The organism is Nocardiopsis moroccensis (assembly GCF_055763695.1).
On the sequence record NZ_CP199747.1, the window covers coordinates 2,863,494 to 2,883,963 of the forward strand.

General features: G+C 71.7%; 19 protein-coding genes. 9 read left to right on the forward strand and 10 right to left on the reverse strand.

Annotated features, from left to right (window positions below):
- Nucleotides 1-49 precede the first annotated feature (49 nt).
- Complete coding sequence (locus ACUKCB_RS12705; RefSeq protein ID WP_473037630.1) at nt 50-1,261, forward strand: IS30 family transposase; 1,212 nt, start codon at nt 50-52, stop codon at nt 1,259-1,261.
- Between the two features lie 70 nt (nt 1,262-1,331).
- A complete protein-coding gene (locus tag ACUKCB_RS12710; RefSeq protein WP_473040702.1) occupies nt 1,332-2,030 on the forward strand; it encodes a hypothetical protein in 699 nt (232 codons plus the stop codon).
- Between the two features lie 12 nt (nt 2,031-2,042).
- Here ACUKCB_RS12710 and ACUKCB_RS12715 read toward each other — a convergent pair whose 3' ends face one another.
- The 5 genes from ACUKCB_RS12715 to ACUKCB_RS12735 all read right to left on the reverse strand — a co-directional run bounded on the left by ACUKCB_RS12715 (nt 2,043) and on the right by ACUKCB_RS12735 (nt 7,592).
- Complete coding sequence (locus tag ACUKCB_RS12715; protein WP_473040703.1) at nt 2,043-3,305, reverse strand: heparan-alpha-glucosaminide N-acetyltransferase domain-containing protein; 1,263 nt, start codon at nt 3,303-3,305, stop codon at nt 2,043-2,045.
- Nucleotides 3,306-3,422: 117 nt separating this feature from the next.
- A complete protein-coding gene (locus tag ACUKCB_RS12720) occupies nt 3,423-5,480 on the reverse strand; it encodes an acetoacetate--CoA ligase (protein WP_473040704.1) in 2,058 nt (685 codons plus the stop codon).
- A gap of 307 nt (nt 5,481-5,787) precedes the next feature.
- The gene (locus ACUKCB_RS12725; protein WP_473040705.1) at nt 5,788-6,465 is read right to left on the reverse strand and encodes an HAD family hydrolase; all 678 of its coding nucleotides are present in this window, start codon (nt 6,463-6,465) and stop codon (nt 5,788-5,790) included.
- A 53-nt stretch (nt 6,466-6,518) separates the two neighbouring features.
- On the reverse strand, nt 6,519-7,214 hold the full coding sequence (locus ACUKCB_RS12730) for a DUF4126 domain-containing protein (RefSeq protein ID WP_473040706.1): 696 nt from the start codon (nt 7,212-7,214) through the stop codon (nt 6,519-6,521).
- Between the two features lie 132 nt (nt 7,215-7,346).
- A complete protein-coding gene (locus ACUKCB_RS12735; protein WP_191273275.1) occupies nt 7,347-7,592 on the reverse strand; it encodes a DUF2630 family protein in 246 nt (81 codons plus the stop codon).
- A 308-nt stretch (nt 7,593-7,900) separates the two neighbouring features.
- On the opposite strand from ACUKCB_RS12735, the gene ACUKCB_RS12740 reads away from it, so the two are divergent.
- Both ACUKCB_RS12740 and ACUKCB_RS12745 read left to right on the forward strand, forming a co-directional pair.
- Nucleotides 7,901-8,191, forward strand: coding sequence for a metal-sensitive transcriptional regulator (locus tag ACUKCB_RS12740; protein ID WP_191273738.1), 291 nt, complete (start codon nt 7,901-7,903; stop codon nt 8,189-8,191).
- An 80-nt stretch (nt 8,192-8,271) separates the two neighbouring features.
- Complete coding sequence (locus ACUKCB_RS12745) at nt 8,272-8,961, forward strand: metal-sensitive transcriptional repressor family protein (protein ID WP_473040707.1); 690 nt, start codon at nt 8,272-8,274, stop codon at nt 8,959-8,961.
- On the opposite strand, the gene ACUKCB_RS12750 is transcribed toward ACUKCB_RS12745, so the two are convergent.
- Nucleotides 8,946-10,322 carry an NAD(P)/FAD-dependent oxidoreductase gene (locus tag ACUKCB_RS12750; RefSeq protein ID WP_473040708.1) on the reverse strand — a complete coding sequence of 459 codons (1,377 nt, stop codon included), beginning with the start codon at nt 10,320-10,322 and terminating at the stop codon, nt 8,946-8,948. The two genes, ACUKCB_RS12745 and ACUKCB_RS12750, sit on opposite strands and share 16 nt — an antisense overlap.
- Before the next feature lie 305 nt (nt 10,323-10,627).
- On the opposite strand from ACUKCB_RS12750, the gene ACUKCB_RS12755 reads away from it, so the two are divergent.
- On the forward strand, nt 10,628-11,056 hold the full coding sequence (locus ACUKCB_RS12755; protein ID WP_473040709.1) for a hypothetical protein: 429 nt from the start codon (nt 10,628-10,630) through the stop codon (nt 11,054-11,056).
- A gap of 127 nt (nt 11,057-11,183) precedes the next feature.
- Here the strand turns inward: ACUKCB_RS12755 and ACUKCB_RS12760 are convergent, their stop codons facing one another.
- The 4 genes from ACUKCB_RS12760 to ACUKCB_RS12775 all read right to left on the reverse strand — a co-directional run bounded on the left by ACUKCB_RS12760 (nt 11,184) and on the right by ACUKCB_RS12775 (nt 13,716).
- Complete coding sequence (locus ACUKCB_RS12760) at nt 11,184-11,453, reverse strand: DUF6510 family protein (protein WP_473040710.1); 270 nt, start codon at nt 11,451-11,453, stop codon at nt 11,184-11,186.
- On the reverse strand, nt 11,453-12,178 hold the full coding sequence (locus tag ACUKCB_RS12765; RefSeq protein ID WP_473040711.1) for a ferredoxin reductase: 726 nt from the start codon (nt 12,176-12,178) through the stop codon (nt 11,453-11,455). The genes ACUKCB_RS12760 and ACUKCB_RS12765 overlap by 1 nt, the downstream gene beginning before the upstream one ends.
- A complete protein-coding gene (locus ACUKCB_RS12770) occupies nt 12,178-12,777 on the reverse strand; it encodes a sulfite oxidase-like oxidoreductase (protein WP_473040712.1) in 600 nt (199 codons plus the stop codon). Before ACUKCB_RS12770 ends, ACUKCB_RS12765 begins: the two co-directional genes overlap by 1 nt.
- A 300-nt stretch (nt 12,778-13,077) precedes the next feature.
- Nucleotides 13,078-13,716 carry an SACE_7040 family transcriptional regulator gene (locus ACUKCB_RS12775; protein ID WP_473040713.1) on the reverse strand — a complete coding sequence of 213 codons (639 nt, stop codon included), beginning with the start codon at nt 13,714-13,716 and terminating at the stop codon, nt 13,078-13,080.
- Nucleotides 13,717-13,854: 138 nt separating this feature from the next.
- On the opposite strand from ACUKCB_RS12775, the gene ACUKCB_RS12780 reads away from it, so the two are divergent.
- The 4 genes from ACUKCB_RS12780 (at nt 13,855) to ACUKCB_RS12795 (ending at nt 20,460) form a co-directional block, all read left to right on the forward strand.
- Nucleotides 13,855-15,465 (forward strand): carboxyl transferase domain-containing protein, encoded by a 1,611-nt coding sequence (locus ACUKCB_RS12780; protein ID WP_473040991.1) that lies wholly within the window; start codon nt 13,855-13,857, stop codon nt 15,463-15,465.
- A 7-nt stretch (nt 15,466-15,472) separates the two neighbouring features.
- Nucleotides 15,473-17,614, forward strand: a complete 2,142-nt coding sequence (locus ACUKCB_RS12785; protein ID WP_473040714.1) for an acetyl/propionyl/methylcrotonyl-CoA carboxylase subunit alpha — start codon at nt 15,473-15,475, stop codon at nt 17,612-17,614.
- Nucleotides 17,614-18,771 carry an acyl-CoA dehydrogenase family protein gene (locus tag ACUKCB_RS12790; protein WP_473040715.1) on the forward strand — a complete coding sequence of 386 codons (1,158 nt, stop codon included), beginning with the start codon at nt 17,614-17,616 and terminating at the stop codon, nt 18,769-18,771. Before ACUKCB_RS12785 ends, ACUKCB_RS12790 begins: the two co-directional genes overlap by 1 nt.
- A 792-nt stretch (nt 18,772-19,563) precedes the next feature.
- Nucleotides 19,564-20,460 carry a serine/threonine-protein kinase gene (locus ACUKCB_RS12795; protein WP_473040716.1) on the forward strand — a complete coding sequence of 299 codons (897 nt, stop codon included), beginning with the start codon at nt 19,564-19,566 and terminating at the stop codon, nt 20,458-20,460.
- Nucleotides 20,461-20,470: the final 10 nt, after the last annotated feature.

Below are 20,470 nucleotides of genomic sequence, written 5' to 3' on the forward strand. Positions count from 1 at the left end.
GCGCCCTTAGGTTCTAGTGGTTGTCGCAACACTCCTGCTAGGGAGTGCGATGGATTTCAAGATCCGGAACCGATCCGTCAACCGGGGTCGCCGTAAGCTGACCGATGAGCGACGCGTCTACCTTGAGCTCGTGCAGCAAGGCGTGAGTAGTCAGGAAGCGTGCCGGATCGTCGGGATCAACTATCGGACCGGGAAGCGATGGCGTAACGGCCGCGCCCCGTCCGCAAGGACCGGCGGGGCTCCACCGATCACCACGGTGGAGCCCTCCGGCCCCTCGCGCTACCTGCATGAAGCCGACCGGATCCACATCGCCGACCGGCTGAGGGAAAAGGCCACCATCCGGCAGATCGCCGCGGAGCTGGACCGCGCCCCCTCCACGATCAGCCGGGAAATCCGCCGCAATCGGCACCCGGTCAACGGCCAGTACCGCCCGCACGCGGCCCAGGCCCGGGCCGAGGCCCGCCGTCCCCGCCCCAAGAGGGGGAAGATCGGCCACACCCCCCTTCTTCGGGACTTCATCCAGGACCGCCTCGACAAGAAGTGGAGCCCTGAACAGATCTGTCAGGCTCTGCGGATAGCCTTTCCCGGCCAACCGGAGCTGCACGTGGTCCACGAGACGATCTACCAGGCCCTCTACGTCCAAGGCCGAGGCGAACTCCGCCGAGAGTTGGCCAAGGCGCTGCGATCGGGCCGGGCACGCCGCAAACCGCGCCGCCAAGCCCAGCAGCGCACCCCGCGGTTCTCCACCCCGATGGTGATGATCAGCGAGCGCCCCGCGGAGGTCGAGGACCGGGCCGTGCCCGGTCACTGGGAGGGCGACCTGATCATCGGCAAGGACGGGGCATCGGCCATCGGCACCCTGGTTGAACGCGCCACGCGCTACGTGATGCTCGTGCACCTGCCCCACGGCCGCAGCGCGGAGCACGTCCGTGACGCCCTGGCGGACACCGTCCAACGCCTGCCCACTCATCTGGTGCGGTCGCTGACCTGGGACCAGGGCAGCGAGATGGCCTCCCACGGCTCCTTCACGGTCGCCACGGACGTCCCGGTCTACTTCTGCGACCCGGCCAGTCCTTGGCAGCGCGGCTCGAACGAAAACACCAACGGTCTGCTGCGGCAGTACTTCCCCAAGGGCACCGACCTGACCCTCCACAACCGGGAGCGCCTTGAGGCGGTCGCGGCCGAGCTCAACGGCCGCCCACGCAAAACGCTCGGCTGGGAAACCCCAGCCGAGCGCTTGCATAAACTACTCGCGGCCTGAACCGACTGACCACGTGTTGCAACGATCCCTAGAAACCGCCGCCACCGTCCGGGGGCCGTAACCTGGACCCATGGCGGAGTTCCGGATCAGTAGTGACGACAGGCAGGTCGACCTGCGCAGACTGGCCACCGCCCTGGCCGAGTCACAGGGGTGGGCGCGCGAGGACGTGAGCATCTGGGACAACCGGCAGGGCGAGGTGATCGTGACGATCGACGACGCCCTGCTGCGCAGACCCGACGCCGACCCGCTGCACCGGCCCCGGCACACCCCGCACGCGGTGCACGAGGCCTGCGAGCTGCTGCGCCGGGAGGACACGTCGCTGCGCGGGGTGGACTTCGCCTACCTCAAGGACGAGAGCGCCCGGTTCTTCTCCGCCGGGTGGACCCTGGCCGACCTCCAGCACGCGCTGGGCCACCGCCCGGACGGGGTGGCCTGGGAGCGGGGCCCCGAGTACCGGGGCAGCGGATGGCTCGCCCACCGGCTGTCGGCGTGGAAGACCCCCGACGGCGACATCCGCCCCTCCCAGTCCCAGGAGTCGGCGCAGCTACGGGTGATCGGCAGGGCCGGGCTCCCCATGCACATCGGTCTGCCCCAGGACACCGAACTGTCCGAGCGCCCGGTGGCCAGCCCCGCGGCGGCGCGCTCGGCCGCCGACGACGCCCGGCGCCTCATCCGGCAGAACACGCGCACCACCACGGACACGCTGGCGCACCAGGACCGCACCTCGGCGCACATCACCCGGCCCGACGAGCGTTCCGACCGCCCCTGAACCGATCCCGTGTCAGTCCGCGGCGCGCTCCCGGTTCTCCCGGGGCGCCCCGACCAGGGTGACCACGCCGTCGGCGAAGGCCCCCAGCCCGGTCTCGAACGGCCCCCGGCCCACCCCGAAGCGCCACAGGCTCGCGAAGACCAGTGCCCCCAGGATGAACAGCTCCAGGTACCAGGGGCCGCCCGCTGCGTTCTCCGGGTGCAGGGCGACGATCACCGCCAGGACCAGGATGTGCCCGGAGTAGACGGTCAGGGGCATCCGGCCCACCGAGGTCAGCGGGTACGTCAGGCGCGGCAGCCGTTCGGCGAGCAGCATGCACACCACCAGCACCAGGAGCGCCTGGCCCACCGCCTCGAGGATCTCGAAGGTGGTGCCCGTGTGCGGCGTGTTCACCGCCAGCCACCACCAGGAGTCCGTGGGCACCTGACCGCTGATGCTGTGCGCGGCGTCCGTCGTGTTGTAGCGCAACTCCTCGGCGGTCCGGGCGTCGACCGAGCTCAGCGGGGCACCGTCGAGGAAGGTGCTGTGCGCCTCGGTCAGCCGGTCCAGCCCGCCCAGGGGGTTGAGCAGCACCCAGGACCCCAGGTAGCCGGCCGCGGCCATGAGCGCCCCGGCGACCGCCGTCCGGATCCGTACCGCGACGGCGGTCAGGTCGGTCCGGCCGACCGCCATACCCGCGAACACGAACACCATGAACGTGATCGCCGGGTAGTAGCCCGTCAGGAAGAATTCGGTGAACGAGGACAGGGCACTGGTCCGCACACCCCCCGGGAACAGGTCCTGGCGCAGCAGGAAGGACACGGCCGGTCCCACGAGGGCCAGCGTCCCCGCGGCCGTCCACAGCAGGGCGGCACGGGCCCGGAGCAGTGGCAGGGCCAGGACGAAGAAACCGGCGTAGTAGGTGAGGATGATCGCGACCGGGACGGCGAAGGCGTCCAGGACGAAACCCAGCAGCCCGATCAGGAACGAACGGGCCAGGATACGGACGGCGGCCCTGCGCAGGGAGTCGCCCCGCAGGGGCCTGGTGCGTCCGGTCATCAGCGACAGGGACACGCCGGCGAGGAAGGCGAAGAGGGCCGAGGAGTTGCCGCGCACCAGGCTGTGCAGCTCCCAGCCCTGCTCCTCGGGCAGCAGCCCGAAGGAGACCACCCCGAGATGGACGGCGAACATCCCGAACACCGCGAGCGCACGCGCGGCGTCGACACCGTCGATCCGGCGTTCGACTGAAGCGGCCCCGGGAACGGAGGGCGTGTGGTCGGATCGGTTCTGTGGCACGTTGTCAGGCTACGCCCGGCTCTGTGCGCGGGCGAGCCGCGGCCGCACCCGGCCACCCGCCGACCGGGCCCGCCCCCGGTGGGGTTCGGGGAGGCGGGCCCGGAGGGTCCGAACGGGTCAGGAACCGTCGCCGGCCAGGTCGCTGAAGTAGTCCAGCGCCTCCGGGTTGGCGAGGGAGTCGCGGCTGGCCACCTTCTGCGGGCTCTCCCCCATGAGGATGCGCTTGACCGGGACCTCCAGCACCTTGCCGGACAGGGTGCGGGGCACGGCCCGGATGGCGCGGACCCGGTCGGGGACGTGCCGGGGCGAGCAGTCGGTGCGGATCCGGCGGGCGATCTCCTTGGGCAGGTCGCCCTCCAGGTCGGAGCCCTCGCGCAGCACGGTGAAGAGTTCGATCTTCGAGGATCCGTCGCCCTGGGGGACGTCCACGACCAGGGCGTCGACCACCTCGTCCAGGGCCAGGACCGCGCGGTAGATCTCGCTGGTGCCCATGCGCACGCCGCCGCGGTTGATGGTGGAGTCCGAGCGGCCGTAGATGATGGCGGTGCCGCGGTCGGTGATCTCGATCCAGTCGCCGTGCCGCCAGATCCCCGGGTAGACGGAGAAGTAGCTGTCGCGCAGCCGTTCGCCGTCGGTGTCGCCCCACAGGAACACCGGCATGGACGGGGCCGGTTCGGTGACGACGAGTTCGCCGACCTCACCGATGAGTTCCCTGCCTTCGGGGTCCCAGGCGGCCACGGCCATGCCCAGGCCGCGGGACTGGATCTCGCCCTCGTACACCGGCAGGGTGGGGGTGCCGCCGACCAGGCAACTGCAGATGTCGGTGCCGCCGCTGGTGGAGAACAGCCACAGGTCGGATCCGAACTCCTCGTACACCCACGCGAACGCCTCGGGGCTCAGCGGGGAGCCGGTGGAGCCGATGGCCTTGAGCGCGGACAGGTCCCGTCCCTCGCGCGGGTGGACGCCCTCCTTCATACAGGAGGACAGGTACCCGGCGCTGGTGCCGAAGACGGTGACCCCGGCCTCGGCGGCCAGGTCCCACAGGGACCCGAGGTCCGGTGCGGGGGGCTCCGCGGCCGGGGACCGACCACCGGGGGCGGTGGAGGGCGAGGGGTGGGCGGGGCTTCCGTCGTACAGCACGATGGAGGCCTTGGTCAGCAGGACGCTGACCAGGAAGTTCCACATCATCCAGCCGGTGGTGGTGAACCACAGGACCCGGTCGTGCGCCTGGGCGTCCAGGTGCAGGTTCAGGTTCTTGAGCTGTTCGAGGAGGATGCCGCCGTGGCCCTGGACGATCGCCTTGGGCAGGCCGGTGGTGCCCGAGGAGTAGAGCACCCACAGGGGGTGGTCGAAGGGCACGGGGGTGAAGGCGAGTTCGGCCCCCGCGCCGGAGGCGACGAACTCGTCCCAGGGCAGGGTGCCGTCGAGGGCGGCGCCGGGGGCGAGGTAGTCGAGGAGGACCGTGTGCTCGACGGTGGGCAGCGCGGCGCGCAGCTCCTCCACCACCGGACGACGGTCGAAGTCCTTGCCGGCGTAGCGGTAGCCGTCGACGGCGAGGAGGACCTTGGGTTCGATCTGCGCGAAGCGGTCGATCACGCTGCGCACGCCGAAGTCGGGGGAGCAGGAGGACCAGATCGCACCGAGGGAGGCGACGGCGTAGAAGGCGGCCGCGGTCTCGGGGAGGTTGGGCAGGTACGCGGCGACCCGGTCGCCCTCGCCCACACCGAGCCCGCGTAGGGCCGCGGCGATCTCGGCCGTACGCCGGCGCAGGTCGCCCCAGGTCCAGGCGCCGAGCTCGCGAATCTCGGTGGCGTGCCGGATGGCCACCTCGTCGGCGTCACGGCCCTCGAACACGTGCTCGGCGTAGTTGAGGGTCGCTCCGGGGAACCACTGGGCGCCCGGCATGCTCCGGTCGGCGAGGACCTGCTCGTAGGGGGTCCGGGCCCGGACCCCGTAGTACTCCCAGATCGACGCCCAGAAGCCGTCGACGTCGGTTACCGACCAGCGCCACAGAGCGTCGTAGTCGAAGTCCGTGGCGGCGGTGGAGCCGCTTCCACCGAAGGCCTCCACCCCCTTGTTCCGTGCGGCCCATCGGGCGAACGCGACGATGTTGGAGGACTCGATTCGTGCTTCGTCGGGCTCCCAGAGCACACGGGGCACGCTGCTCTCCGTCATTGGCCCGCCTTCCCAATCGCGTGGCTGTGTGTGGCTGTGCGACCCATCTAACAACACCGCATGATCGGGCCCACGGTCCGGTCCGGCGTAACGGCGCGCGGAGTCGGCTGGGAAGTGCGCAGGTCACCGTGGGGCCGCGCGTACGTGGAAAACCCGCCCCGGGCCGGATCCTCGGGGCGGGTGCGCGGCGCTGACCGCGACGGAGCGTCATGGCCCACCTCGGACAGGTGGGATCAGCCCACCTGTCGGTGGTCCAACAGGCATCTGACGGTCGGCGGGCTCGGCGGTCGACCGGGCGGACCGGCTCTCAGCCCAGCCGACGGACGGCGTCGACCGCCGCCACCGGTGAGTCCACGACCGGGGCGCCGGTGTCCTCCAGGCGCTCGCGGGCCATCAGACCGCTGGTGACCAGAACGGCCTGGGCCCCGGCCTCGCGTGCCGCGCGCGCGTCGTCGTCGATGTCGCCGATGAGCACGACGCGGGAGGGGTCCAGCCCCTGGTTCTCCAGGTGGTGGACCAGGTGCTCGGCCTTGGAGTCGTGCTCGGTGTCGAACCTGCGGCCGTCGATCCGGGTGAAGTGCGCCTTCAGGCCACGCCCGGAGACGAGGGGCACCAGGTGGTCGTGCGAGGCCATGGACAACAGCGACTGGGTGCCGCCCGCTCCGGCCCACTCGTGCAGCACGTCGGGGACCCCCGAAGCCAGTTCGCAGCTGGGCAGGTGCTCCAGGTAGCTGGTGTCGTAGAGCTTCTCGGCGTACTCCCACTCGCCTTCGGCGAAGGCCCGGCCGAGGAGCTCCTCGTAGCAGGGGACCAGGGGACGGCGGAAGACGGAGCGCCAGTACTCCATCCCGACCGGCTCGCGACCGAACCGGGCGCACACCGCGTTGACCGCGGCGAGGTTGGCGTGGTTGTCGTCGAGGAGGGTGCCGTTCCAGTCCCAGACGATGTGGTGGGTGTCGGTTCTCGGGGAAGTCATCTCAGCCATTGGGAGCACTTTACGACGCCTCGCACCGGTTCCGGTATGCGTTTCTCACCACCTCACCACGGTCCACGGTGGCCCCACCCCCGGCCGGGTCCCGGTCCGGGAACCGAACCCGGCCCCGGTACGCCGCCCGGACCGAAACGGCGGGCACGGCGCTGCGCCCGCGCGCTGCGGCCCCTGCGCACGGCCCACACCCCGGCAGCGACCATCAGTGGGAACACGATGAGGACGAGCAGGGGCAGCAGCACGGCGATCACCGAGGCGACGAGGCTGACCACGTCCTCCGCGAAGGAGACCACGGGAGCGCCGACACCGAGCGTGAGGGTGTTGACCACCAGCCGGGCCGGCGCCTTGGCCAGGTGGAAGAAGAGGGCGACGATCGTCCCCACGGCCACCGACCCCCAGGCGATCCCGCCCGTGGCCGCGGCCGCGCCGGAGGCTTCGCCGGTGATCTCGGTGAGTCCGACCGCGGAGGTCCCGGCGGCGAAGGTGATCCCGCCCGAGGTGGGCCTGACGAGGGTCTGGAGGAGGTCGTTGACGCTGTCGAGCGCGGGCACCTTGTCGGCCACGAACTCCACGACGAGCAGCACACCGAGACTGATGAGGGTGGCGGGGTGTTCGAGCCACGCCCAGGCCGGACCCAGCGGGACGAGGTCGGTGTGACGGGCCACGAGCCCGACCACGAGAAGGGGGACGTAGGCGTTGAGCCCCGCGGCCGAGGCCAGGCCGAAGCCGGTGAGGGAGGCGAGCATGGGGGTCCTTCGTCGGCGCCGGGCAGGGGGTGGGTGCCGGGCCGGGCGCGCGGCCGGACACCGGTCCCCTGGATTGACGCCCGTGAAGGGCGATTGGTTCGCCCGCGCGGTGTTCTCAGCGCGGTCGGCGGGTCACTGCCGGTAGTTCTCGACCTCGGAAACGGGGCGGACCCTGGCCTCCTCCGGGTCCTGGCCGAACTCCCTGCGGGCCCGGCGCTGGCGGAGGAGGTCCCAGCACTGGTCCAGTGCCTCCTCGACCTCCTTCATCCGGCCGCGCTCGCCCGGTTCCAGCCCTCCCGGGGCGGAGCGGAGCGCGTGCTCCTCGTCCATCAGGCCACGGATGGTCGTCATGATGTCCTGTTCGGCGCTGTCGCTCATACCGCCATGGTCGGTGCGGCGCGGAACCGGGACAAGGTCCCCGGTCCCGGGATTGCCCGGTCCGGACCGAACGTTTACGCGGGGCGCGGCCGGGAGCGGTCGCCGCACCGTCCCGTGGCACGCCCCGGCGACGCGGACGGGGCGACCGCTCCCGGCCGTCTGGGAAACTTCTCTTAACGCCGGGTTGGTGACGAATCGTTCGCGTGGCGAGGGCCGGAAGGGCGGAATAGGCCTCGAAGCTCCGCACTTGAATACCTTGAGGGGGTATTGTTATGGCAGCTGAGCAGGAACAACACGGAAACGGTGGCATGGCCGCGACCCACGGTTACAGCAACGACAAACAGAGCCACATCAACCGGCTCCGCCGTGTCGAGGGCCAGATCAGAGGCCTGCAGCGCATGGTCGAGGACGACCAGTACTGCATCGACATCCTCACCCAGACCTCGGCGGTGAACAAGGCACTGCGTTCCTTCGCGTTGTCCATGCTCGACGAGCACCTCAAGCACTGCGTGGCGAACGCCGTCGCCAACGGCGGCGACGAGGCGGACGAGAAGGTGCGCGAGGCCTCGGAGGCGATCGCCCGGCTGGTGCGGTCCTGACGACCGTCGCCCCGTTCCGCCGTCCGACCGGCCCCGGCCACCCCACGGCCCGGTCGCCGCACCCCGGCTAACGTACCGGCATGTCCCCCGAAGCGAACAGCCACGCCCGTGCCCTGGAAGCCCGTCTGGCCCTGCCCGTCCTGGTCAGCGCGATCGTCTCCGTCCCGGCGGTCTTCCTCGACCTGTGGGGGCAGGGCTGGTGGGCCGAGGCCGGCCACTGGGTCAACTGGGCCGCGGGGCTGGTCCTGTGGGCCGAGTGGATCCTGCTCATCGCCCTGGCCGAGAACAAACTCGACTGGCTGCGCGCGCACCGGTGGAGCACGTTCGTCGCCGTGGCGACCCTGCCCGCCGTCGTCTTCGCCCTCGGGCCCGCCCAGGTCCTGCGCCTGGTCCGGGTCGCCGGAACCCTGCGGCTGGTCCGCGTGAGCAGGATCGTCGAGGCGGGCGGTGTCCTGCGCCGCCGGATGGGGCTGACCGGGACGCGCGGGGCGGTGGTGGCCGCGGCCACCACCGCTCTGTCCGTCGTGTTCGCCGGCGTGATCCTGCTGGACCCGGACTCGCCCAGCCGACGTTTCCTCGCCGACCTCCCGGAGAACTTCGGGACCCGGCAGGTGCTGCTGTCCCTGGCGTTGGCCGCCGCCGCGACCGCTCTCATCCTGTACCTGCGCCGACGCGGCGCGGACGGGGAGGCCTCCGACGTCCCCGAGCGCCCCGGGGGCTCCGGGCACTCCGGAGGAGAAGGGACCGGAGCGGATCAGTCCTCGCCGTAACGCTCCCGTTCGTTGTCGAGCAGTCGCGCGCCCTGCGACAGCGAGGCGTCCGGGTCCAGGTAGTCCACTGACTCGTTGGCCACGAAGGAGGAGGGCCGTCCGTCGTCGGCGAACCCCAGCCGGGAGATCTCGCCGCCGGTGAAGGCGCGGATACCCCAGTTGGCGAGGATCCGTGCCCGCGCCGTCGAGGAGGGCACCGACGCCATGTGGTAGCCGCGGGTGGCCGCCAGCGCCGGGAGGCCGCTCAGCTCGAACTGGAGGATTCTGGCCAGGGCGTCCTTCCCGCTCAGGTCCACCACCAGCCCCATGTCCTTGTGTTTGAACTCGCGCAACGGCCTGCCGAGCACCGAGTTGACCACGTTGTGGGCGGCGGTGGCCGCCTGCCTGCTGGCGTACTGGGCCGTGGGCGGGCAGTAGTCGCTCTCGGGGTGCGAGAGGTTGGGCACGGCCGCAGCGTCCCCGAGCGCGAACACGTCCGGCAGTCCCGGCACGGACAGGTCCGCGCCGACCTCCAGACGGCCGCGCTGGGTCGGTTTGCCGAGGGTCTCCATCAACGGGCTGGGCGTGACGCCCGCGGTCCAGATGAGGGTGCGGCAGGGCAGGGCCCGCCCGTCGGTGAGCACCACCTTGTCGGCGGTCACCTCCCGCACGCTGACCTTCAGTTTCACCTCGATGCCCAGGTTGCGCAGCAGGTCGAGCGCCTTGCGGCCGAGCCGGTCGCCGAGTTCGGGCAGGACCTTCGGCGCGATGTCGACGAGGTGCCACCGGATGACGGAACGGAGTTCGGGGTAGCGGCGGGCGGCCTCCTCGCAGAGGCGCATCAGCGAGGCCGCCGTCTCCACACCGGTGTAGCCGCCGCCGACCACGATGAACCGGCAGCGCTCCTCCCGTTCGATCGGGTCGCGCGAGTCGTTGGCCAACTCCAGCTGGGCCAGCACGTGGTCGCGCAACAGCACCGCCTCCGCCAGGGTCTTGGCCCCGTAGGCGTGTTCGGTGAGTCCCGGGATGTCGAAGCCCCGCGTCAGACCGCCGGGCGCCAGGACGAGCCGGTCGTACCGGCAGGGCGCGAGTTCGCCGGTGGGTCGCCGCACGACGACCGTGCGGTCCCGGGTGTCCACACCGACCGCGTGGCCGGGGACGAGCTGGGTCTTGCGGGTGAGCCGGTGCACCGACATGGCGACCGACTGCGGGGTGAGCAGCCCCGAGGCCACCTGGGGCAGCAGCGGGCTGTAGAGCATGTAGTCGTGTGGTGCCACGAGGGCGAGGTCCGCCGCGCCGTTGGGAATGCGTCGTTCCAGGTGACGCAGGGTGTGGAGGCCACCGAAACCCGCGCCTACCACTACGATCCGAGGCCGAGACATAAGTACACCGCTCCTTCTCCGTGTCGGGGGGAGGGACGTCCTTCGCGTCTGTTGGGCCGTCGGACGCGGGCGTACCCACTTCACCGGTGCCGAATGTACGGGGATCGGCATCGATTTCGGCGCTCCCCACACCAGCCGCCCCGAGGCCTTTGTCCGTTGTTGGCCCTCGCGGGGAAAGGTATGCGGGTTCTTCAGGAGGAGGAGACCCGCACTTGGCGCCCCAGAAGCGACACTTGGTCACCATGTGTGGTCAGACACAAACGGAAAGTGCTGGCCCGTGTTTCGGAGAGGGGCAAGGAACGAGTATGCGTGCGTTCACCAGGATCGCCGCCACCACCGTGTTGGCCACCGGAGTGACCGTGTTCGGCGCGGGGGCCGCCTTCGCGGACCCGCCGGAGGAGGTCACCGAGCCCGTGGCCGGGGTCACCGACACGGTGCAGGACCCTTCACCCGAAGCGGCGGCCCTGCTCGAGGACCCGCAGGTCCAGGAGATCCTTGCCGACGAGGACGCGGTGGAGTTGCTCAGCGACCCCGAGGCGCTGGAACTGCTCCAGGGGCTGTTGGAGTTCGAGGACCCGATGGGCGCCCTCGAGGAGCTCGACCTTCCCGTCAGCACCGACGACGTGCCGGTGGAGAGCGGCGACGTGACCGGCGAGCTTCCGGTCGACGGCGCCGACACCGGTGACGTCACCCAGCCGGTGGACGACGTGACCGGCGGCGTCGGCCTGCCGTAGGGCACCGGGCGCGAGGGGCGGGCGGCCGGTGCCGCCCGCCCCTCCCCTGTGTTCGCACGCCCCGACCCGGCACACGGGACCGGTTAACGGGCCGGTCCGCACCTCGAGTACCCCCGGGACCCGCCCCTCAGATCCCGGTCCGCACCCGGACGGTTCCGCTCCCCCCGAGATCCAGCCACAGGCTGTCGGAGGTGCGCACCAACCGCAGGACCAGGGTCCGGCAGCTCGGACAGCTCGCGACCAGACCCGGGCCGTCCGCCACCACGTGCAGTTCGGCGAAGGCCCCCTCGGCCCCGCACACGGCGCAGTGCCGTTCGGCCGCGGTCAGGTCCACGCACAGGACCTCCGACAGCGGTCCGGCGAGGACGTTGGCGTCCAGATGCCCCGGCTCACTCATCACGCACCTCCACCCGGGCCGAACCTCTCGGTCCGCACCCGCCTCGGATCGTGGCCCAACGCCACCAGGGCGTCAGCCACCGTCTCCACGAACCCGGTCGGCCCGCACACGAAGCACATCGGCACGAACTCCGCGGGAAGCCCGTGGATGTTCAGCTCCGCGACGCCCAGACGGGCCGGGGTCCGCACCGAACCCTCCGGCGCGCGCCGGGTGTAGGCGACGAACAGGTCCACGCCCCCGTCCGCCGGTGACCCCAGGTCGCCCCGGTAGAGGCGGTCCTCGGGCGTGCGCACCGAGTACAGGACGCGGAACAGCGCCTGGCTGCCCGCCCTGCGCCGCTCACGCACCATCGACATCAGGGGCGCGATGCCGGAGCCGCCGCCCACCAGCACCACCGGATCGGGGGACTTCGCGTCCCACACGAACCAGCCGCCCAGGGGGCCGCGCACCTCCACCCGGTCGCCCTGCGCGAACTCGTCCACCAGGTAGGGGGAGACCTCCCCGCCCGCCACCCGCTGCACGGTCAGCTCGATCCGCTGTCCCCCGGAAGCCGAGGAAACCGAGTAGGAGCGCTCCGCGGTGTAACCGTCCTCGGCCCTCAGGCGCACGTCCACGTGCTGGCCCGCACGGTGTCCGGGCCAGCCCGGGACCTCCAGCACCAGCGTGCGGGCGCTGCCGCTCTCCCAGCGGTCGGCCACCAGCACGGCTGGCCGCCACACGGCCATCAGTCGCCCCGGTAGCGCTGCTCGCGCCAGGGGTCGCCGTAGTCGTGGTACCCGGCCTGTTCCCAGAACCCGGGCTCGTCCTGGTGGAGCAGGCTGATGTCGCTCACCCACTTGGCCGATTTCCAGAAGTACAGGTGCGGGACGATCAGCCGGGCGGGCCCGCCGTGCTCCGGAGCGAGCGGCTCACCGTCGAAGGCGTGCACCACCCATGCCTGGCCGTCGGTCAGGTCCTGGAACGGAATGTTGGTGGTGTAGCCGCCGAAGCCGGACACCAGGGTGTGGTCCGCTGTGGTCTCCGCCTCCGCCAACAGCACGTCCAGGCTGACCCCGGTCCAGTCGGTGTCGAGCTTGGACCACCGAGTAACACAGTGGATGTCCACGTGCGGCTGCTCCTGGGGCAGGGCCAGGAACTCCTCCCAGGTCCAGCGCAGGATCCGTCCGGTCTCCTCGGTGACGGTGAGGGTCCAGTCGTCGGTGTCCACCCGCGGGGTGGGTCCCGCCGACAGGACCGGGAAGTCGTGGGTCTGGTACTGGCCCGGTGGGATCCGGGCGGGGTCACCGCCTCTGCGGCCGCGGAAACCCCTGGTCACCGTGTTCACATCGTCCCCCTCATGCTGTTGACCGAGGCCCGGGGCCGCCCCGCGGGCCCCTCGGACAGGCGGGCACCGGTCCGTCTCCCCGATGATGTGGACGCCGCGCAGAAGAAGGGGCCGCCCCGGCCTGCGCCCGGAACTGCTCGTCGCCGGGAGCCGGAACACCAGCGCCACTGGCGGTCCCCGGGAGATCCGGGTCGCTCGTCGGCCATCAGGGGCCTCCCTCGGAGACGGACGCGCACCTCCCGGGCCCGAGAAGCCCGGGAGACTCGTGCGCGACCTACCCGTGAGCGGGCAAAGCCACGTTCAGCGGCGGTCCATCTCGACATGGGCCGGGGGTTCCCCGGCGAGCAGGGCCGCGGAGCCCATCCGAAGCAGCAGGGCGGCCATCTCGTCACGGGACAGCGCGCCCCGGCTGTGTGGGGTGGAGTTGAGCAGACCGAAGGCTGCGTGCACCGAGGCGCGTAGGGCGGCGGGCCGGCTCGCCGGGCGCAGTTCGGCGAGGACGCCGACCCACTCCTCCACGTAGCCGCGTTGGAGGCGCCGGACCCGGCTGCGGTCCTCATCGGTGAGGTTGCCCAGCTCCCGGTCGTGCACGGTGATCAGGTCGGGCTCGTCCAGGGAGAACTCGATGTGTCCGCGCAGCAGCGCCTCCAGGGCCTCCCCGGGGCTTCCGGCCCCGGCCACGAGCTCGCTCCCCCGTCGGGAGAGACGGTCGCTGATGTCCACGAGGACCTCACCGAGCAGCGCCTCCTTGCCGGGGAAGTGCCGGTAGAGCGCGGGCCCGGTGGTACCGACCGCCCGCCCGAGGTCGTCGATGGTCACCCCGCGGTAGCCCCGAGCCGCGAAGAGGCGTGCGGCCGCCCCCAGGATCGCCGTCCTGCGCTCACCCGTCGGCCGCTGCCCCGTCTGTCTGTGCCCCGCCGGCCCCTGTCCCGCGTCCATCCGTCCACCTCTCGTCGACCCGATCCGGTGATCCGGGCCGCTCCCGGCCCTGGACACCCATGTTAGTAGTTACTAACATCACTGTTGTTAGTGAGCATTAACATCCCTCCACGAGAGGACACCATGAGCAGGGCACCTGTGCTCGGTTCGGCGGTCGACACCGCCGGTCCCGCGTTCGCCGCCAACGACGCCGCGAACCGCGCGCTCGCACTGGAGCTGCGGGAGCGGATCGCCACCGCGGCCCTCGGCGGCCCCGAGAAGACCCGAGCGCGCCACGTCGAGCGCGGCAAACTCCTCCCCCGCGACCGCGTCGACCTCCTCCTCGACCCCGGTTCACCGTTCCTGGAGATCGCCCCGCTGGCCGCCTACGGCCTCTACGGCAGGGACGGCCAGGACGCGCCCGGAGCCGGGATGATCGCCGGGGTCGGCCGCGTGGCCGGACGGCCGATGGTCGTGGTCGCCAACGACGCCACGGTCAAGGGCGGCAGCTACTACCCGATGACGGTCAAGAAGCACCTGCGCGCCCAGGAGGTGGCACTGCACAACCGCCTCCCCTGCGTGTACCTGGCCGACTCCGGCGGCGCCTTCCTGCCCATGCAGGACGACGTCTTCCCCGACCGGGAGCACTTCGGCCGCATCTTCTACAACCAGGCCACCATGTCCCGGGCGGGCATCCCGCAGATCGCGGCGGTCCTGGGATCCTGCACCGCCGGCGGCGCCTACGTTCCGGCGATGAGCGACGAGGCGGTCATCGTCCGCGAACAGGGCACGATCTTCCTCGGCGGTCCGCCACTGGTGAAGGCCGCCACCGGCGAGGTCGTCACCGCCGAGGAACTGGGCGGCGGCGACCTGCACTCCCGGATCTCCGGGGTCACCGACCACCTCGCCGACGACGACGCCGACGCCCTCACCAGGGTCCGGCGGATCGCCGACACCCTCGGGCCGCTCGACCCGCCCGCCTGGCAGGTCCGCGAACCGCGCCCGCCCGAGCTCGACCCCGAGGAGCTCTACGGGGTGGTGCCCGCCGACACCCGGACCCCCTACGACGTGCGCGAGGTCATCGGCCGGGTGGTCGACGGCAGCGAGTTCACCGAGTTCAAGTCCGAGTACGGCACCACCCTGGTCACCGGGTTCGCGCACATCCAGGGCCACCCGGTCGGGATCATCGCCAACAACGGCATCCTGTTCGCCGAGTCCGCGCTCAAGGGCGCGCACTTCATCGAACTGTGCGACCGCCGGTCCATCCCCCTGGTGTTCCTGCAGAACATCTCCGGGTTCATGGTCGGCCGCGACTACGAGGCGGGCGGCATCGCCAAGCACGGGGCCAAGATGGTCACCGCGGTGGCCTGCGCCCGCGTCCCCAAGTTCACCGTGGTCATCGGTGGCTCCTTCGGGGCGGGCAACTACTCGATGTGCGGCCGCGCCTACTCGCCCCGCTTCCTGTGGATGTGGCCGAACGCCCGCATCTCCGTGATGGGCGGCGAACAGGCCGCCTCCGTGCTGTCCACCGTCCGCCGGGACCAGAAGGAGGCCCGGGGCGAGGAGTGGTCGGCCGAGGACGAGGAGGCCTTCAAGGCGCCCATCCGCGACCAGTACGAGGAACAGGGCAGCCCGTACTACTCGACCGCCCGCCTGTGGGACGACGGCGTCATCGACCCCGCCGACACCCGGGACGTGCTCGCCATGGCCCTGTCCGCCGCCCGCCACGCGCCCCTGGACCCGGTGGGCTACGGCGTCTTCCGGATGTGAGGAACCCTTGACCACGACGCCAGACACAACACCTGACAGCACCGGACCGGCCACCGTACTGGTCGCCAACCGGGGTGAGATCGCGCTCCGCGTCATGCGCACCCTGCGTCGGACGGGACTGCGCTCGGTCGCGGTGTACACCGACGCCGATGCCGGATCACCGCACACCCTGGCCGCCGACGAGGCGTTCAGAGTGGACCGCTACCTCGACGCCGAGGGCATCGTCGCGGCTGCCGCCGCGAGCGGCGCCACCATGGTCCACCCCGGGTACGGCTTCCTGTCCGAGAACGCCGGCTTCGCCCAGGCCTGCGCCGAGGCCGGCCTGGTCTTCGTCGGCCCGCCCGCCTCCGCGATCGAGGCCATGGGCGACAAGATCCGCGCCAAGGACACGGTGGCCCGAGCCGGAGTACCCGTCCTGGGCGGGTTCACCGAGAAACCCGGGCAGCCCCTGTCCGACGACGAACTCCTGCACGCCGCCTCCGAGACCGGCTACCCGCTGCTGATCAAGCCCTCCGCCGGCGGCGGCGGCAAGGGCATGCGGGCCGTCCACTCCCCCGACACCCTGCTCGCCGACGCCGCGGCCGCCCGCCGCGAGGCACTGGCCTCCTTCGGGGACTCCACCCTGCTCGTCGAGAAGCTGGTCCAACGGCCGCGCCACATCGAGGTGCAGGTCCTGGCCGACACCCACGGCAACGTCCTGCACCTGGGAGAACGCGAGTGCAGCCTGCAGCGCCGCCACCAGAAGGTGGTGGAGGAGGCCCCGTCACCGCTGCTCGGCACCGCGCAGCGCGCCGCCATGGGTGAGGCCGCGGTGGCGGCCGCCCGCTCCTGCGGATACGTGGGCGCGGGCACGGTCGAGTTCATCGCCGAGACCGGCCCCGGGGGCGAACTGTCCTTCTCCTTCCTGGAGATGAACACCCGTCTGCAGGTGGAGCACCCGATCACCGAGGAGGTCGTGGCCGTCCGCGGCGAGCGCGGCGTCGACCTGGTGGAACTCCAACTCCGGGTCGCGAACGGGGAACCACTGCCCTTCACCCAGGAGGAGGTGTCGTGGGTCGGGCACGCGGTGGAGTCCCGTGTCTACGCCGAGGACGCCGACCGGGGGTTCCTGCCCTCGGGCGGGCCGGTCCTGGCCTTGCGGGAGCCCTCCGGCCCGGGGGTGCGGGTGGACTCGGGTATCGCCGAGGGCGGGTCGGTGACCTCCGACTTCGACCCCATGCTGGCCAAGGTCATCACCTGGGGGGCGGACCGGTCCGAGGCGCTGGCCCGGATGGACGCCGCACTCGGCTCCTACCTGTTGCTGGGCTGCGTCACCAACACCGCGTACCTGCGGCGGCTGCTGCGCCACCCGCGGGTGGCGGCCGGTGACCTGAGCACCGACCTGATCGCCGCCGATCCCCCCGCCGCCGCACCCGAGGGGGTACCCGCCGAGGTGTACGCGGCCGCCGCCCTGGACCACCAACTGGAACTGGAGGGCCCGCCGAGCGCCGACCGCTTCGCCGTACCCGACGGCTGGCGGATGGGCGGCCCGGCCTGGACCCCGTGGCGGTTGCGGGCGCCCGGGCACGACGCCGTCGTGGTCCGGGTCCGACGGGACGGGGGCGCCGGCCGGTACCTGGTGAGCGTGGCCGGGGACGGGGCCGAAAGGGTCGCCGGGAAAGCCGGGGAGACCGGGGCCGTGGCGGTCCGCGCCCGGCGCTCCGCCGACGGTTCCCGGCTCACCGTCACCACCCCCGACCGGACCCGCACCTACCTCCGCGCCGACGACCCGGCCACCGCGCACCGGTGGTTGGGGCTCGACGGCGCCGCCTGGACCCTGCACGAGGAACCGGTGGCCGCCGCTCTGCGCGCGGACGAGGCGGCCGCCGACGGGACGGTGCGCAGCCCCATGCCGGGCACGGTGCTCGACGTACCGGTCCGGGTGGGCCAGGAGGTGACCGCCGGAACCGCCCTGGCGGTGGTCGAGGCGATGAAGATGGAGCACTCCGTGCCCTCGCCCGTCGACGGCACCGTCACCGAGGTGGCGGTCCGCCCGGGTGCCTCGGTGCCCATGGACGCGGTCCTGGTGACCGTCGAACCGTTCCCCGTGTCGGCCGAGAACCCGGCCGGCACCCCTTCCACCCCCGCCACCAGCGAGGAGCAGCAGTGATGAAGCGTCACGAACTCTCGACCGAGCACGCCGACCTGCGGGCCGCCGTGGAGACCTTCGCCCGGACCGAGGTCGCCCCGGTCATCGGAGACTTCTACGAGCGGGGCGCCTTCCCCTACGACATCATCGCCAAGATGGGGCAGATGGGCCTGTTCGGGCTGCCGTTCCCCGAGGAGCACGGCGGTATGGGCGGCGACTACTTCGCCCTGTGCCTGGCCCTGGAGGAGCTGGCCCGGGTGGACTCGTCGGTGGCCATCACCCTGGAGGCGGGGGTGTCGCTGGGTGCGATGCCGATCCACCGCTTCGGCACCGAGGAGCAGAAGAAGACCTACCTGCCCGCGCTGACCTCCGGCGAGGCGCTGGGGGCGTTCGGCCTGACCGAGCCGGACGGCGGTTCGGACGCGGGCTCGCCCAGGACCACGGCGCGCCTGGAGGACGGCGAGTGGGTGATCAACGGAACCAAGTCGTTCATCACCAACTCGGGCACCGACATCACCGCCCTGGTCACCGTGACCGCCGTGACCGGTACGCGGGAGGACGGGCGTCCGGAGATCTCCTCGATCCTGGTCCCCAGGGACACCCCGGGGTTCTCCCTCGGACAGAAGTACTCGAAGGTGGGCTGGAACGCCTCGGACACCAACGAGCTGGTCTTCGAGGACTGCCGGGTCCCCGAGGCCAACCTCGTGGGCGAGCGCGGCCGCGGCTACGCCCAGTTCCTGCGCATCCTCGACGAGGGACGGATCGCCATCGCGGCGCTGTCGGTGGGCCTGGCCCAGGGATGCGTGGACGAGAGCGTGCGCTACGCCCACGAACGGCAGGCCTTCGGCAACAGCATCGGCCGGTACCAGGCCATCCAGTTCAAGATCGCCGAGATGGAGGCCCGCACGTACAGCGCCCGCCTGGCCTACTACGACGCGGCCTCGCGGATGCTGGCGGGTGAGCCCTTCAAGAAGGAGGCGGCCATCGCCAAGCTCATCGCCTCCAACGCGGCGATGGACAACGCCCGCGACGCCACCCAGGTCTTCGGCGGCTACGGGTTCATGAACGACTACCCGGTGGGGCGCTTCTACCGGGACGCCAAGATCCTGGAGATCGGCGAGGGCACGAGCGAGGTCCAGAAGATGCTCATCGCCAGGGAGCTCGGACTGCCCGCCTGATCCCCACGGTTACGCGGCCCCGAGGACAACGGAGTCCCCGGGGCCGCGTTCTCACTCGGGGTCGATGTCGGCTCCACCGGGAAGCGATCCCACCGGCTGGACGCCGGTCCCGTCATATAGAGCTCCTGTTCGGGAGAGGCCGGATCCTCAGCTCGGAGACGGATCCGCTCACTCCACCCCTGTCGCCCAGCTCCTCCTACTCGTTCCCGGTCGCTCCGGTCCTCCTGCTCACTCCCGGTCGCTCCGGTCCTCCTGCTCTGCTGTCCGCCCCACGCGGTTCGGGTCCCCTTTTTCTCGGTGATCTTGCTACCAGGGGCAAGTTCGGCGCCGAAGTTGCCCCTGGTAGCAAGATCACCGTGGTTCGGTCGGACCACACGCCCCCGTTTCCCGGTAGCCGCCCACCAGCCGTCGCAACGAGGCGGGTCCGAGGGGAGCACCCGCAGCGAGGCCGGAACGAAGACCTTCCCGGGCGGTGGCGGAAGGACGAGCGCGCACCCGCGTGCCAGATCCTCCGTCGCGGGGACGGAACCACCCCTCAGCCGAACTTTCCCGGGCCCTGAGGCGTCCACCGTGCTGGGACCATCCGGTGACGGTCCCGTCACCGATGGGTCCCGCCTCCGAGCCCCCTACCCCCACGAGGTTCCGCCACTGTGCTCCTCTTCCACCCCGCCCCCGTGTCCTTCCCGCCCCGTCTCCCCCAGGGCGCCCGCCCGCCGGCCCGCGCCGCCCACACGACCGAGGAGCGGTATGGCTCGCCTGCGGCATGAGCGGAGGAAAACCGACAGCCCGCCGATGAGACCCCTGGGCGCACACGACCCGGTCCGGTTGGGCCCGCACCGCCTGCTCGGGCGGCTCGGCTCCGGTGGCATGGGCACCGTCTACCTGGGGCGGTCCCGGTTCGGGAGGCTGGTGGCGGTCAAGGCCGTGCACCCGGAACTGGCCGACGAACCGGAGTTCCGCGCCCGCTTCGCCTGGGAGGTCGGAGCCCTGCGCCGGGTGCGCGGCCCCTTCGTGCCCCGCTTCCTCGGCGCCGACCCGCAGGCGGAGATGCCCTGGCTGGCCACCGCGTACGTGCCCGGACCGACCCTGCGCGAACAGGTCAAAGGCGTGGGCCCACTGCTCGGCGGCGCCCTGGCCGGGGTGACCGTGGGGGTGGCCTCCGCCCTGGCCGACATCCACCGGGCCGGGGTCGTGCACAGCGACCTCAAACCGAGCAACGTCGTCCTCTCCCCCGACGGCCCGCGCATCCTGGACTTCGGGATCGCCCGCACCCTGGACGGCACCGTGCACACCAGGGCCGGCGGGGTGATGGGTACCCCCGGCTGGATCGCCCCCGAACGCCTCCGGGGAGCGCCCGCCACCGCGGCCTCGGACGTGTTCGTCTGGGGCCAGCTGACCGCCTACGCCGCCACCGGACGCAACCCCTTCGGCCGCGGGAGCCCCGAGGCGCTGACCCAACGGGTCCTGCGCGGTGAGGCCGACCTGACCGGGGTGCCCGGGGAGCTGGTCGTCCCGGTCCGGGCGGCACTGATCGAACCGCCCGGTTACCGGCCCTCCCCGGCGCAGATCCTGCATCTGCTGCGGGCGGTCGGGGGGACGACGGGCACCGGCGGGGCGACCGTCCCCGCGGCGCGTGCCAGCTGGTCGGCGGAGCGCGACCCCGGACACCTGCCGTGGCTCGGACGCTGAAAGCGCCTGT